General features: G+C 51.3%; 12 protein-coding genes and 5 pseudogenes. 8 read left to right on the forward strand and 9 right to left on the reverse strand.

Annotated features, from left to right (window positions below):
• Positions 1 to 280: integrase core domain-containing protein (locus tag BS626_RS00005; RefSeq protein WP_139308726.1), on the forward strand; the 280-nt coding region annotated here is incomplete at its 5' end.
• Positions 281 to 296: 16 nt separating this feature from the next.
• Here the strand turns inward: BS626_RS00005 and BS626_RS18045 are convergent.
• Positions 297 to 1,055, reverse strand: a pseudogene (locus BS626_RS18045) (IS3 family transposase); the annotation flags it as partial.
• Positions 1,056 to 1,113: 58 nt separating this feature from the next.
• Here BS626_RS18045 and BS626_RS00025 point away from each other — a divergent pair.
• Both BS626_RS00025 and BS626_RS00030 read left to right on the forward strand, forming a co-directional pair.
• A pseudogene (locus BS626_RS00025) lies at positions 1,114 to 1,224 on the forward strand (IS3 family transposase); the annotation flags it as partial.
• A 128-nt stretch (positions 1,225 to 1,352) separates the two neighbouring features.
• Positions 1,353 to 1,565: a hypothetical protein gene (locus BS626_RS00030; RefSeq protein WP_001575475.1), complete on the forward strand. Its 213-nt coding sequence runs from the start codon at positions 1,353 to 1,355 to the stop codon at positions 1,563 to 1,565.
• Between the two features lie 140 nt (positions 1,566 to 1,705).
• Here BS626_RS00030 and BS626_RS00035 read toward each other — a convergent pair whose 3' ends face one another.
• On the reverse strand, positions 1,706 to 2,605 hold the full coding sequence (locus tag BS626_RS00035) for a LysR family transcriptional regulator (protein ID WP_075180372.1): 900 nt from the start codon (positions 2,603 to 2,605) through the stop codon (positions 1,706 to 1,708).
• 227 nt (positions 2,606 to 2,832) lie between these two features.
• Here BS626_RS00035 and BS626_RS00040 point away from each other — a divergent pair, with 227 nt between their 5' ends.
• The 5 genes and pseudogenes from BS626_RS00040 to BS626_RS00060 all read left to right on the forward strand — a co-directional run bounded on the left by BS626_RS00040 (position 2,833) and on the right by BS626_RS00060 (position 7,648).
• Positions 2,833 to 3,183, forward strand: a complete 351-nt coding sequence (locus BS626_RS00040) for a cyclophilin-like fold protein (protein ID WP_083615887.1) — start codon at positions 2,833 to 2,835, stop codon at positions 3,181 to 3,183.
• 127 nt (positions 3,184 to 3,310) lie between these two features.
• Positions 3,311 to 4,528, forward strand: a complete 1,218-nt coding sequence (locus BS626_RS00045; protein ID WP_139308727.1) for an MFS transporter — start codon at positions 3,311 to 3,313, stop codon at positions 4,526 to 4,528.
• A 16-nt stretch (positions 4,529 to 4,544) separates the two neighbouring features.
• A complete protein-coding gene (locus BS626_RS00050) occupies positions 4,545 to 5,591 on the forward strand; it encodes an NAD(P)-dependent alcohol dehydrogenase (protein ID WP_075180374.1) in 1,047 nt (348 codons plus the stop codon).
• Positions 5,592 to 5,607: 16 nt separating this feature from the next.
• Entirely contained in the window at positions 5,608 to 6,636 is a 1,029-nt protein-coding gene (locus BS626_RS00055) for an alpha/beta hydrolase (protein ID WP_075180375.1), read from the forward strand.
• A gap of 25 nt (positions 6,637 to 6,661) precedes the next feature.
• Positions 6,662 to 7,648 (forward strand): annotated as a pseudogene (locus BS626_RS00060) (aldo/keto reductase).
• Positions 7,649 to 7,850: 202 nt separating this feature from the next.
• On the opposite strand, the gene BS626_RS00065 reads toward BS626_RS00060, so the two are convergent.
• From BS626_RS00065 to BS626_RS18710, 7 genes and pseudogenes are all read right to left on the reverse strand, one after another.
• Positions 7,851 to 8,078, reverse strand: a complete 228-nt coding sequence (locus BS626_RS00065) for an antitoxin VbhA family protein (RefSeq protein WP_075180376.1) — start codon at positions 8,076 to 8,078, stop codon at positions 7,851 to 7,853.
• Positions 8,065 to 8,955 (reverse strand): hypothetical protein, encoded by an 891-nt coding sequence (locus BS626_RS00070; RefSeq protein WP_075180377.1) that lies wholly within the window; start codon positions 8,953 to 8,955, stop codon positions 8,065 to 8,067. The genes BS626_RS00065 and BS626_RS00070 overlap by 14 nt, the downstream gene beginning before the upstream one ends.
• A 9-nt stretch (positions 8,956 to 8,964) precedes the next feature.
• A pseudogene (locus tag BS626_RS00075) lies at positions 8,965 to 9,207 on the reverse strand (tyrosine-type recombinase/integrase); the annotation flags it as partial.
• A gap of 108 nt (positions 9,208 to 9,315) precedes the next feature.
• Entirely contained in the window at positions 9,316 to 10,305 is a 990-nt protein-coding gene (locus tag BS626_RS00080; RefSeq protein ID WP_075180378.1) for an aldo/keto reductase, read from the reverse strand.
• Between the two features lie 26 nt (positions 10,306 to 10,331).
• Positions 10,332 to 11,183, reverse strand: a complete 852-nt coding sequence (locus BS626_RS00085) for an aldo/keto reductase (protein WP_075180379.1) — start codon at positions 11,181 to 11,183, stop codon at positions 10,332 to 10,334.
• Positions 11,184 to 11,434: 251 nt separating this feature from the next.
• The gene (locus BS626_RS00090) at positions 11,435 to 12,235 is read right to left on the reverse strand and encodes a class I SAM-dependent methyltransferase (protein WP_075180380.1); all 801 of its coding nucleotides are present in this window, start codon (positions 12,233 to 12,235) and stop codon (positions 11,435 to 11,437) included.
• Positions 12,236 to 12,625: 390 nt separating this feature from the next.
• Positions 12,626 to 12,826, reverse strand: a pseudogene (locus BS626_RS18710) (hypothetical protein); the annotation flags it as partial.
• Positions 12,827 to 12,831: the final 5 nt, after the last annotated feature.

Here is a 12,831-nt window from a genome sequence, read left to right on the forward strand (position 1 = left end):
TCTGGCGCAGTGGGCAGAAGAGCATGGTGTGGTTCTCGAATTTATCAAACCGGGGAAACCGACACAGAACGCATTTATAGAAAGATTTAACCGAACATACCGGACAGAAATACTGGATTTTTATCTATTCAGAACACTGAATGAGGCACGGGAGATAACGGAGCGTTGGCTGAATGAATACAACAGCGAGCGACCTCATGAATCCCTGAATAACCTGACGCCGGAAGAATACCGGTTGATGGCTGAAAAACCGGGGATCTCAAAAAGTACGTGGAACTAACGTAGGGATACTTACACATTGACCAGCCGATAACTTTGCGCGAGAACAGGTCAACAACCACAGCCAGATACAGCCAGCCTTCGTGAGTCCGGATGTAGGTTATGTCCGTTACCCAACGTTCATCCGGTGCTTCCGGGTTGAACTGCCGCTGGAGTCTGTTGGGCGTCACGATGCTGGCTTCGCCCTTACGTGCCCGTGGACTACGGTATCCAACCTGAGCCTTTATCCCGGCACGCTTCATCAGCCGCCAGACACGGTTAACTCCGCACTGTTGTCCGGTATCCCGCAGGTCGAGGTAGATCTTGCGATAATCCTAAACACAACCCGACTCCAGCCAGAACTGCTTTATCTTGCCCCGTCAGCTTCAGGTCAGCATGATGCCGCCGTGAATCCGGCTGCTGAAGCCAGGCGTAAAATCCACTCGGATGCACATCCAGCACTCGACAGAGCAGGCGAACAGGCCAGCAATGGTTGTTGTCACGGATAAAGGCGTACCTCAGTCTGACAGCTTTGCGAAGTACGCCGCGGCTTTTTTTAATATGTCACGTTCGTCCGTAACCCGCTTCAGTTCCTTCTGGAGGCGTCGGATCTCAGCCTGAGCGTCTGACTGAACTTTATTGGTTGAGGAATCCGGACCATATGCCTTTAGCCAGGCATAAAGACTGTGGGGGGTGATACCCAGACGTGTTGCCACGCTGGAAACAGAATGGCCGCTATCAACAACCTGTTTTACCGCTTCAATTTTAAACTCTTCGGGATAACGCTTACCGCTCATGGGCACCTCTCTTTAAGCCATTTTAAATGACTCTGAGGTGTCTGTTAAACCCGTGGCGATTCAAAGCACAGTGTTTAATTATATCGAGTGTGACTACAATCGCTGGCGTCGTCACAGTGCCTGCGGCGGCCTCAGCCCGGAACAATTTGAAAACCAGAACCTCGCTTAGGGCAGTGTCCACATTACGTGGGTAAGATCAATAGTTTAACTGGCAGTAAAAAATCTTGATTTAGACGCGTCAGTTAGCGCGGTAACGTTAACTGACGCTTCCACTAAACACCTGTAAGGAGGTGGATAATGGCTGATTATAATAGCTTTGTTTTGGAAGGAATAAAAATTATTTTTGCCGATAACAACAAGGAGTTTATTAAAGAGATTTGTGAACCATTGATAAATATTCTATGCATCGAAGAGTATTATTCTGCTACCGGAATTTATAATTATGATGATGCTGATGAGCAAACTGAGTTACTTAAAAATGCATTAAGGGACTATAAAATGGCTCACTAGTGAAAAGAGGCTAACTTGTATTAGCTCAAACTTGATCTTACACTTTTACTGCATAGGGCTTAACCTAAGCTGGCAGTCCGCTCTGTGCCAAAAGCGGACGTTCACGTCCGTTCCTGAAATATTGGCCCGATAATTCAGCGTTAAATTTTCCGGTTAATACGCAACGCATCCACAACGAGTGAAAACGCTGGGGAAGGCTGTTTACGGCTGGGATAATAAAGATAGTAGCCGGGAAAAGGACGGCACCATTCTTCAAGCACGCGGATCAGTTTTCCTTCCTGCAGATGTGTGCCGAACTCCTCTTCAGGTAAAAAGGCAATGCCCAGTCCGGCAAGAGCTGCGTCAACGACGTGTTCCGATGTGTTAAACGTCAGTTGCCCTTCAACCCGAACGTGAAATTTACCGTTTTCCTGCTCAAACTCCCAGGCGTAAATTTTCCCCGATTGAACCATGCGCTCATTAATACAGCAGTGTTGCATCAGATCGCGTGGCGTCTGAGGGGCGGCGCACCGGGCGAAATACTCAGGGGAAGCTACAGCCGCCATGCGCAGTTTCGGGCCAATGGGTACGGCTATCATATCTTTGTCGATAGTGTCTCCGAGCCGCACGCCGGCATCAAAACGATCCGCCACGATGTCCCGGAACCCGTGGTTGGCGTCAAACTCAATATGAATATCAGGATATTCGCGTAACAGTGGCGTCAGCTTTGGCAGCAGTGTGGTCTTCAGAACATTAGGTCCACATGTAATACGGACGGTCCCGGCAGGTTTATCACGCAGTGCCGTCAGCATGTCCAGCTCGGCTTCAATCTCATCAATACGATGTCCCACAGACTGCAGCAGGCGCTCCCCGGCAGCCGTCACTGACACACTGCGCGTGGTCCTTGTCAGCAGGCGGATTTGCATCCGTTCTTCCAGCCCGGAAATCGCCTGGCTCAGTGCGGGCTGGGTCACGCCGAGCAGGGCGGCAGCGCGCGTAAAGCTGCCCTCACGCGCCACGGTGACGAAAGAGAGTAAGTCGTTGAGATTGCGTCTGGCCATGCTCGTTTCCGGTCCATTTATAAATTTTACTTATAAGGGTATTAAGTATTCATTAGCTAGTTAACCCGCTGCATATTGGTAACAATAATGCGATGAAAAAGTCAACGCTAACCCTTATGCAAAACGCTTGCCGCAGAACATCACTGCTGTTCCTTGCCGGCCTGCTTTTCGTCACGCAGTCCGCTATGGCGGGTGACAACGACCGGGGAGTGGCGCAGGAGACGCTTATGAAAATTGAGATCATTGTGGAGGGAGAAACCGCCACCGCCACCCTCTTTGATACGCCGACAGCCCGGGACTTTGCGTCTTTGCTTCCCCTCAGCCTGACGCTGGAAGACTATGACGATATTGAGCGTATAAGCGACCTGCCGCACAGGCTTTCTACGGTGCAGGCACCGGACGGCATGACGCCGGAAGCCGGAGATATCACTTACTACGCGCCCTGGGGCAACCTGGCAATTTTTGCCCGGGGCAGGGCTTACGCCCGTTCACTTATCCCGTTAGGGAAAGTGGATTCCGGACTGCCGGTCCTGCAGCGCCACGGACCTCTTGCGGTGCAGATCAGAGTCGCCAACTGACCCGCAGCACCTCCCGTACCGCGATTATCCCTCTTATCCCGTCCCTGTATGCCGTTTCAGCTCTTCCTGCAGCGCTGAAGGCTCCGGGGCACAGACAACATGTTATCTACTGAAAAGAAATCCCTGAATGAGTAATAAGACAGACGAAAACAGAAAAAAAAACACCGGAAGCGGGAAACAGCCTGCGCACTGGAGTGGTGTCTTTGCCATGACGCTGTGCGTCTTCGCCCTGATCGCCTCCGAATTCATGCCGGTCAGCCTGCTGACACCGATGGCGCAGACCCTTCGTGTCACCGAAGGCATGGCCGGACAGGGCATCGCTATTTCCGGGGCATTTGCAGTAGTAACCAGCCTGTTTATTTCCGTGCTGGCAGGCACGCTTAACCGTAAAACGCTGCTGCTCGGCCTGACCTGCATTATGGCAATTTCCGGTGCTGTTATTGCGATGGCACCCAATTACCTGACCTATATGGCGGGCAGGGCCCTGATTGGCATTGTGGTCGGCGGGTTCTGGTCGATGTCGGCCGCGACGGCAATGCGTCTGGTCCCGGTCCATCGTGTTCCGCTGGCGCTGGCTATTTTCAACAGCGGCAATGCTCTGGCTACCGTCGTGGCTGCCCCTCTGGGCAGCTGGCTCGGATCGGTTGTTGGCTGGCGGGGGGCCTTCTTCTGCCTGGTGCCGGTCGCCATCATCGCGTTTGTCTGGCAATTACTCAGTCTGCCTTCCATGCCGGTCACCCGTCAGGCGGCGGCTTCCCGCAACGTTTTCACGCTGTTTCGTCGCCGGGTGGTCACGCTGGGCATGCTGGGTGTGGGGATCTTCTTTATGGGGCAATTCACGCTCTTTACCTACATCAGGCCTTTCCTTGAGACGGTGACGCGGGTGGATGCCGCAACGGTGACCCTGGTCCTGCTGGTTATTGGTGTCGCGGGTTTCATCGGCACTACTCTGATTGGCCGGGGGTTAAAACGCGGGTTCTACACGACCCTGATGGCCATCCCGGTACTGATGGCCATCACCGCGCTGGCACTGATTGCCTTCGGCAGTCAGGTAGCCATCGTGACGGCGCTGCTCGGGCTGTGGGGGCTGATTTCCACTGCCGCACCAGTGGGATGGTGGGCATGGGTTCCGCGTACCTTCCCGCAGAATGCCGAAGCTGGCGGCGGACTGATGGTGGCGATGGTGCAGCTGTCCATTGCTCTCGGTTCGACGGTGGGCGGCCTGCTTTTCGACCATCACGGCTACCAGAGCACCTTCCTGGCCAGCGCCGCGATGCTGATTATCGCAACCGTACTGATCTTTCTGACCTCGCGGGCAGACACTTCTGCCGCAGATCATTCCTAAACCCAGGAGTAATGCCATGACAGTTAAAGCTTACGGTGCCCATGCGGGCACACTGCCGCTGGAGCCGATGGATATCACCCGTCGCGCCCCCGGGGCCCATGATGTGCAGATTAATATCGCGTACTGCGGAGTCTGCCATTCGGATATCCACCAGGTACGCGCTGAATGGGCCGGGACGCTCTATCCCTGCGTACCGGGACATGAAATTGTCGGTCGTGTAGTGGCCGTTGGCGATCACGTCTCCGGTTTTTGTGCAGGGGACCTGGTGGGGGTCGGCTGCATTGTCGACAGCTGCCGGCACTGCAGTGACTGTGACGACGGACTGGAGAACTACTGCGACCATATGACAGGGACATACAATTTCCCGACGCCGGATGCGCCGGGCCACACGCTGGGCGGATATTCGCAGCAGATTGTGGTGCATGAGCGCTATGTCCTGCGCGTCACTCACCCGGAAGCGCAGCTGGCCGCCGTGGCACCGCTGCTGTGCGCGGGGATCACAACGTACTCACCGCTGCGTCACTGGCAGGCGGGCCCCGGCAAAAAGGTCGGCGTGGTCGGTATCGGTGGACTGGGGCATATGGGGATCAAGCTTGCGCACGCCATGGGCGCGCATGTCGTGGCCTTTACCACGTCTGAGTCCAAACGTGACGCCGCCAGAGCGCTTGGTGCAGATGAGGTGGTGGTCTCCCGTCATGCCAGCGAAATGGAAGCCCATGCCAAGAGCTTCGATTTTATCCTCAACACCGTTGCTGCGCCGCATAACCTCGACGTGTTCACTGCGCTGCTGAAACGTGATGGCACGATGACCCTGGTGGGTGCGCCAGCCACGCCGCATGACGCGCCAGAGGTGTTCAGCCTCATCATGAAGCGCAGATCGATTGCCGGGTCGATGATTGGCGGCATTCCTGAAACGCAGGAGATGCTCGATTTCTGCGCCCAACACGGCATTGTCGCCGACATTGAGCTTATCCGCGCCGACCAGATTAACGATGCCTATGAGCGCATGCTCAGGGGCGATGTGCATTACCGGTTTGTCATTGATAACGCCACCCTGGCTTAATGATAAGGAGACCATCATGAAAAAATTTATGTTAGCGCTGGGGCTGTTGATCAGTGCATTTGCTTCCTCTGCGGCGGATATGTCCCGTGGGGCCGATAATTTTTATAAAAGCGATAAGGTGACGCAGCAAAAAGTCACCTTTAAAAACCAGTATCAGATGGCCGTGGTTGGCAACCTGTTTATCCCGAAAAAGATGAACCAGAATACCCGACACCCGGCGATCGTCGTTGGTCACCCGATGGGAGCCGTTAAGGAACAGAGTTCGAATCTCTATGCGCAGAAGCTGGCGGAGCAGGGGTTTGTCACGCTGGCTATCGATCTCTCTTTTTGGGGAGAAAGCGAGGGCAAACCGGGGCACCTGATTTCACCGGAAATCTATACAGATGATTTCAGCGCGGCGGTTGATTATCTGAGTACACAGCCGTTTGTCGATCCAGAAAACATTGGCGTGCTGGGTATCTGCGGCAGCGGAAGTTTTGTTATCAGTGCCGCCAAGATTGACCCGCGTATGAAAGCCATTGCCACGGTCAGCATGTATGACATGGGGAGCGCGTTCCGTAATGGCCTTAATCATTCCCAGACGGGAGAACAACGTAAGGCCTTTATCCAGTCAGCCATTGAGCAACGGTTAGCCGAGTTTAAGGGCGGCGAGACGGCTTATATCCCTGGCACCGTGAACAAACTGGATGACTCCACACCGGATATTCAGCGCGAGTTCTTTGATTTCTACCGCACCGAACGCGGCGGCTACACCCCACAGGGTCAGAAAGAAGAACTGACGACGAAACCGATGCTGAGCAGTATTGGCAAGTTTATGAACTTCTATCCGTTCAACGATATTGAAACCATCTCTCCGCGCCCGATGCTGTTTATTACCGGCGATCAGGCACACTCAAAAGAGTTCAGCGAGGACGCTTTCAAACGCGCCGGTCAGCCTAAAGAACTGTACATCGTACCGGGCGCAGGGCATGTCGATCTGTATGACCGTACCGACGTAATCCCTTTTGACAAGCTGACAGACTTTTTCCGTAAGAATCTGCAATAACACGTTCAGTTAAGGAGCATTTGACATGAACTACAAACATCTGGGGCGTACCGGACTGCGGGTGAGCCGCATCGGTCTCGGTACCATGAATTTCGGTGAGCTGACGGATGAGTCGGCCAGCTTCAGTATCATGGATGAAGCCGTGGATGCAGGTATCAACTTTTTCGATACCGCTGACGTCTATGGCGGGCCGCAGTCGCCGGATATGGCAAAGGGTTACGGAACATCCGAAGAAATCATCGGTAACTGGCTGGCGCGTAGTGGTCAGCGTGACCGGATAGTGCTGGCCACGAAAGTTTACCAGCCGATGGACACGGGTCCGAACGACAAATACCTGTCTGCCTACCATATCCGCCGGGCCTGTGAGGCCAGCCTGAAAAGGCTGAAAACGGACCATATCGATCTCTATCAGATGCACCATATCGACCGGAACACGCCCTGGGAGGAGATCTGGCAGGCCATGGAACAGCTGATCCGTGAGGGTAAAATCAGCTACGTTGGCAGCAGTAACTTTGCTGGCTAGGATATTGCCACTGCACAGTGCAAGGCTGACGCGCGCAACCTGCTGGGGCTGGCATCGGAACAGAGCCTGTACAATCTGACCCAGCGCACGATTGAGCTGGAAGTCATTCCGGCGCTGCGTCATTACGGCATTGGCCTGATCCCCTGGAGCCCGGTCGGGATGGGGATGCTGGGCGGTGTTCTGAAGAAAATTGCCGGTGGCCGCCGGGCATCACCGCAGCTGCAGGCACAAATCAACCGCCTGCGGCCACAACTGGAGGCCTGGGAAACACTGTGTGATGAGCTGGGAGAAGCGCCATCAGACGTCGCGCTGGCCTGGCTACTGCAGAACCCGGTGGTTAGCGCCGTGCTCAGTGGTCCGCGTACAGTTGAACAGCTCCGTCAGAATCTCAATGCCCTGAAGCTGTCTCTTTCAGATGATACGCTCAAAAGACTGGATACCATCTGGCCGGGGCCAGGCGGAGAGGCACCTGAAGCTTACGCGTGGTAAAAGGTTATCAGTGTTAACAATTACCGGCCTTCGGGTCGGTAATTACATTATTTCGGCGAAATTTATTTATTACCTGAAGATGTTGTACTTTTCATCAATTCTTGGATGTCCGCTTTTCGCTCAAAGCAGACTGTCAGATTTGGTTGCATTTTGCCTACGCAAACTGTCAGTTCGAGCCTGTGCTAATACAGCTAACTGGATGTTAGCCTTTTTTAATTTGATTTTTAGATCGTTCAATGTGATAATTTAATACTTCTCTCTTTGCCTCTTCATAGGTTAGCTCTCCATTGATTACCTTACTTTTTATTTCATTAAAAAATGAGGAGCCTTTGGGATCTTTACTTGATAAAAAAAGACTGGCTTCAGCTCTCCGAAAAGCTTCTTTCCTTGCTTCTATAGAAAATGAATTAGCAGGGTTATTTTTGTTCATAAGTTGAAGTGCCTTTATTATTTATATTCGAGATATTTTTATCTACAAGAGTTAGTTTTAACTCCGAGAATTTATTTCCTGATATTTTATAACACTGATTTTCATTTTTTTCAATATAAAGAGATTTGCTTTCTGAGCTACCACATATCGTAGATGTTCTTGCATCGAGAAAAATAAACTTTTCTTGAAATCTTTCAATATATTTCATTGCTGTCATGCTAATAATAAAAAGAGCAACTGACACAGCAAAAAGGGATAAGCCTGATACTAAACGATTAAAATTAAATTTCCTTTTAATAACTAATGAACTGGCTAGATTGACCATGTTATAGGGGACCATAATTATGAGTCCAATTAATATTATTTTTTCAGGAAGATTGTTCACCTGTATATGATGTTGAGCCAAGCTTCCAATATATACTGAAATCATAGAGGATATTACTATTTTTGCTGGGGATACATCTCGCAAAAATATGTATATATAGACCGTAATTGCACAAATCATTGCCCCTATTGGAAATGAGAGCATGAAAGCATAAGCTAATGTAGAGTAATTAAGATTTTCTGGGGCTATACCATAAGCTATGTCAAGCTTAAACTTTGCGATCCATAAGCATACTGAATATGTAAAACCAGTTACACCCCATTTAACCACTGTATTATTAAATGCTTTATTTAATAAATCACGATATCCTATGTATACACTAGTTAATAAAGCTATAGATGATAGAAAAATTGGAACGGCAATGTATATATTTTCTAGCCATGATGGGTTTTCTACAATCAGGTATCCAAAAGGTATTAAGTATATTATAGCCAATAGTTGAGGGTTGTTTAATTTGGGTGATGCATCAACTAACTTATTTTTATAATCCATAAAACGTCCTTATTTCAACTTTAACGCCAAATCTTCAGCTTTTGGATGATAACACCGCATTAGCATTCTTGGATCTTTATGTCCTGTAATTTTGGTTAGTTCATGCATAGGGAAAATTTCAGCTAGTCGAGAAGTTGCTTCATGTCGAAGGTCATGAAATCTTAAATCTTTAAGGAAAGATTCATCACATAATGAGTTTGTTTTCTCGTATCGTTCTCTGGCTCGTTTTACAGCTCGGTCAAAAGCTCGGGTGAATCGCCACGGCTTTAACAGACACCTTGGTGTCAGTCCATCCATCCAGTCAGGGCCTTCACGACCAGGCATAACGGGGCCGCCAATCTCAGCGGACCCGTCCGGGAATTAACGGCCCACGCGAGCCTGATGTTCAGGGGAGTAACGTTCGCCGACGATTTTAATGGTTTCAAGCGCCTGGGTTATCTGCCGTGAGTCATCCTGCGACAGAAGGATGTCGGCCGCCCCCAGGTTTTCCTCCAGCCGGTGCAGTTTGGTGGTACCGGGGATAGGCACAATCCACGGCTTTTGTGCCAGCAGCCATGCCAGCGCGATTTGTGCCGGCGTCACGCCTTTCTCTGCCGCCAGTTCACCCAGCAATGAGACCAGCTTTTCATTGGCTTCAATCGCCTGCCCGGCGAAACGCGGCACGGTGCTGCGGTAATCATCCTTGCCAAACGTGGCGCCTGGTTTAATCGTCCCCGTCAGGAAGCCTTTGCCCAATGGGCTGAAGGGCACAAAACCAATGCCCAGCTCCTCCAGTAATGGCAGGATCTCCCGCTCCGGCTCGCGCCACCACAGGGAGTATTCGCTTTGCAGCGCCGTGACCGGTTGTACCGCATGCGCACGACGAATGGTTTGCGCACCCGCTTCGGACAGACCGAAATGTTTAACTTTGCCTTCCGCGATCAGGTCTTTCACCGTTCCCGCAACGTCTTCAATCGGTACGTCCGGATCGACACGGTGTTGATACAGCAGGTCAATGACATCCGTCTTAAGACGGCGTAATGAACCTTCCACCGCTTCACGGATATGCTCCGGACGGCTGTTTAACACCTGCTGCTTGTTGTCGTCGCCAAAAGTAAAACCAAACTTAGTGGCGATGACCACGCGGTCACGAAATGGTTTTAAGGCTTCACCGGCCACCTCTTCATTAAGAAAGGGGCCATACACTTCGGCGGTATCGAAGAAGGTGACGCCGCGTTCAACCGCCGCGCGAATGAGCCCGATAGCCTGACGCCTGTCGGTCGCCGGGCCGTAGCCGTGGCTTAAGCCCATGCAGCCGAGCCCAAGTGCGGAGACGCCGAGTCGGGATTGACCCAGATAACGTTTTTGCATTGAATGAATACCTCTTTGATCGCGACTTAAACATCCAGTTGGCGGCCAGTCAGCCATTCCACCCTCGCCGGGTCACGGTGAGAGAAGAAGGCGCTGGTGGCGGTGTCGAGCGCGGCAATTTGCCGCATATCCTCAGCATTGAGTGCAAAATCGAGAATGTTGATGTTCTCTTTCATACGTTCTTTGCGCACCGATTTCGCCAGGGAAACGATGCCGCGCTGGTAGATCCACCGCAGCACCACCTGGCCGACGCTTTTGCCGTATCGCTGACCGATTGCCATTAGCACGGGGTGCTGGAACAGACCATTTTTACCCTCAGCAAACGGTGCCCAGGCTTCCGGCTGAATGCCACGGCTTTGATTCCATGGAACCGCATGCAGCTGCTGGTTGAAGGGGTTAACTTCAATCTGGTTCACCGCAGGGGCGACGTTATTGAAGGCGATAAGGTCGGCCAGTCGGTCCGGATGGAAGTTGCTGACGCCAATGGCGCGAATTTTGCCTGCCTGCTGCAGTTCTTCCATAGCACGCCAGGCCCCATGGACATCGCCGTAGGGCTGGTGAATCAGATACAGGTCAACGTAATCCAGCTGCAGCCGATTGAGAGAGCGTTCGAACTGGGCTTTAGCGCCTTCGTAATGGGTATCCTGCAGCCACAGTTTGGTGGTGACAAAGAGTTCGTTACGGGCGATACCGCTCTGTTTCAGAGCGTTCCCGACCTGGGTTTCATTCTGATAGGACGCGGCGGTATCGATCAGGCGGTATCCCGTATCGATGGCGTCAATAACGGCGCTTTCGCATTCGGCGGCATCCGTCATCTGGAAGACACCAAAGCCCAGCAGGGGCATTTCAATACCGTTGTTCAGTTTTACCGTTTGCATGGCGTTATCCTTGAGCTATCGTCAGGGGGAAGCATAACGCAGGGTAACTTATCTGATTAGGTGGGGTAATTTGATAGGGTTTATTAATTATGTTCATTAATTTAAAGAGAATGATGGTCGGCTCTGTGCCAGAAGCGGACATTGCCGGTACCAACAAGGATCAGTTTTACATATTGATGTTTTTATTTCCTGCCTGAATAGGGTTTTCCGGCTATTAGTGGCTCTGCTGCCAGAGCAGAGCCATATCTGAGCTAGACCGGTTTAACTGAGCATGTTGCTATGAAAGTTGGAATATATTTATCAATAAGAAAGCGTGGTGCAGGCTGAAAAGCCTCATCGAAACCCGTTAGCATCAAACCGGCTTCCAGTTGCCCGCTAATTTGTTCCGCTAACGAATGGCCAAAAACTAAAGCCTCATTTTTGGCTAACTTCTTGTTAATTTCTTCGGCATCCAAATCCGTTATGTCAGCATACGGCAAAGTGAAAGCCGGTTTCATCAGGCCCCTCTCGGCTAACTCAAGTGAACGATCAAAAACAAAGACAACCGGATTATAAAAACTACTGAGTAGCTTCCCTCCTTTACGGAGCACGCGGAAGCATTCTGCCCATACTTTGCGTATATCTGGTATATACAGATTAGATATGGGATGAAAGATCAGGTCGAATGACTCATCCTCAAAGGCTGATAAATCCTGCATATCGCCTAATACTGTTTTTAATACCAGATTGTCCCTCTTCGCAACCATTTCATCCAGGGCCAGCTGTTCTATTGAAGCATCAAGAACCACCACCTCAGCGCCGGCAGCTGCCAGCACCGGAGCCTGCTGCCCGCCGGAGGCGGCCAGACACAGAACACGGATACCGTTCACATCGTCAAGCCATCCAGAAGGGAGTTCAGAAGGTATTAGTTGTACACGCCACTGGCCCTGGCGAGCGGCCTCAATGGTTTCCGTTGTCACGGGACGCGACCAGTCACAATGTTCGCGAGCCATGCGATCCCAGACAGCCTGATTGTGATGGTAAACATTATTGAAGGAAAAATGACTCGTCATTGTTATATCTCCCGAGCAGGTAAAGACACAATGCCAGACAGTAAAGCCCAGAGAGTTTTGAGGGCGGCTGCTATTAACCTTTGCAGTAAGCAGACAAAGTAACATAAACAACAATGTGCATTTACCCCTGGCCACCAGTAAAGGATCAGTTAAGGTCAGGACACATTAGTTGTTCATTTCAGAAAACCGCACAATGCGGGTCTGTTTAACGAGCAGAGTCTCGAATATAACTCGTTAAACCTGTTCATACAAGGCCGGTGTCAGAAGTGCAGGGTAAGCATCTCAGGTGATTTGCTCCCCATTGATTGACTCAGAATGCTATTGGCAATGTCCGCACCTCGCTTAAAGCAGAGTGTCACATTCTCATTTGTCTGTATTAAGCCCCCACGATTAAACACGCCATACTGACTCTTCCTGTAGCAGATCCTTTTCCTTCGGGAGGTTACTCAGCAAAACAACCATCTGCACATTATGTAAATCAGAGAACGGGGAGGGGGTATCACCTTTGGGCCCTGCCTCAGGCAGATGCGTCACCGTCATATCCCCGCCGTGCTTGTTCACCACATCACGCCCCTCACGGGCCATCGCCAGGATCT

It is taken from the genome of Pantoea sp. 1.19 (genome assembly GCF_001922585.1).
Taxonomy (GTDB): domain Bacteria; phylum Pseudomonadota; class Gammaproteobacteria; order Enterobacterales; family Enterobacteriaceae; genus 1-19.

Bases quoted from the DNA above. Each gene is read 5' to 3' on its own strand.
- BS626_RS00045 (WP_139308727.1), top strand. From the start codon at position 3,311: ATGAGTAATAAGACAGACGAAAACAGAAAAAAAAACACCGGAAGCGGG.
- BS626_RS00030 (WP_001575475.1), top strand. From the start codon at position 1,353: ATGGCTGATTATAATAGCTTTGTTTTGGAAGGAATAAAAATTATTTTT.
- BS626_RS00080 (WP_075180378.1), bottom strand. From the start codon at position 10,305: ATGCAAAAACGTTATCTGGGTCAATCCCGACTCGGCGTCTCCGCACTT.
- BS626_RS00085 (WP_075180379.1), bottom strand. From the start codon at position 11,183: ATGCAAACGGTAAAACTGAACAACGGTATTGAAATGCCCCTGCTGGGC.
- BS626_RS00040 (WP_083615887.1), top strand. From the start codon at position 2,833: ATGAAAATTGAGATCATTGTGGAGGGAGAAACCGCCACCGCCACCCTC.
- BS626_RS00050 (WP_075180374.1), top strand. From the start codon at position 4,545: ATGACAGTTAAAGCTTACGGTGCCCATGCGGGCACACTGCCGCTGGAG.
- BS626_RS00055 (WP_075180375.1), top strand. From the start codon at position 5,608: ATGAAAAAATTTATGTTAGCGCTGGGGCTGTTGATCAGTGCATTTGCT.
- BS626_RS00090 (WP_075180380.1), bottom strand. From the start codon at position 12,235: ATGACGAGTCATTTTTCCTTCAATAATGTTTACCATCACAATCAGGCT.
- BS626_RS00065 (WP_075180376.1), bottom strand. From the start codon at position 8,078: ATGAACAAAAATAACCCTGCTAATTCATTTTCTATAGAAGCAAGGAAA.
- BS626_RS00070 (WP_075180377.1), bottom strand. From the start codon at position 8,955: ATGGATTATAAAAATAAGTTAGTTGATGCATCACCCAAATTAAACAAC.
- BS626_RS00035 (WP_075180372.1), bottom strand. From the start codon at position 2,605: ATGGCCAGACGCAATCTCAACGACTTACTCTCTTTCGTCACCGTGGCG.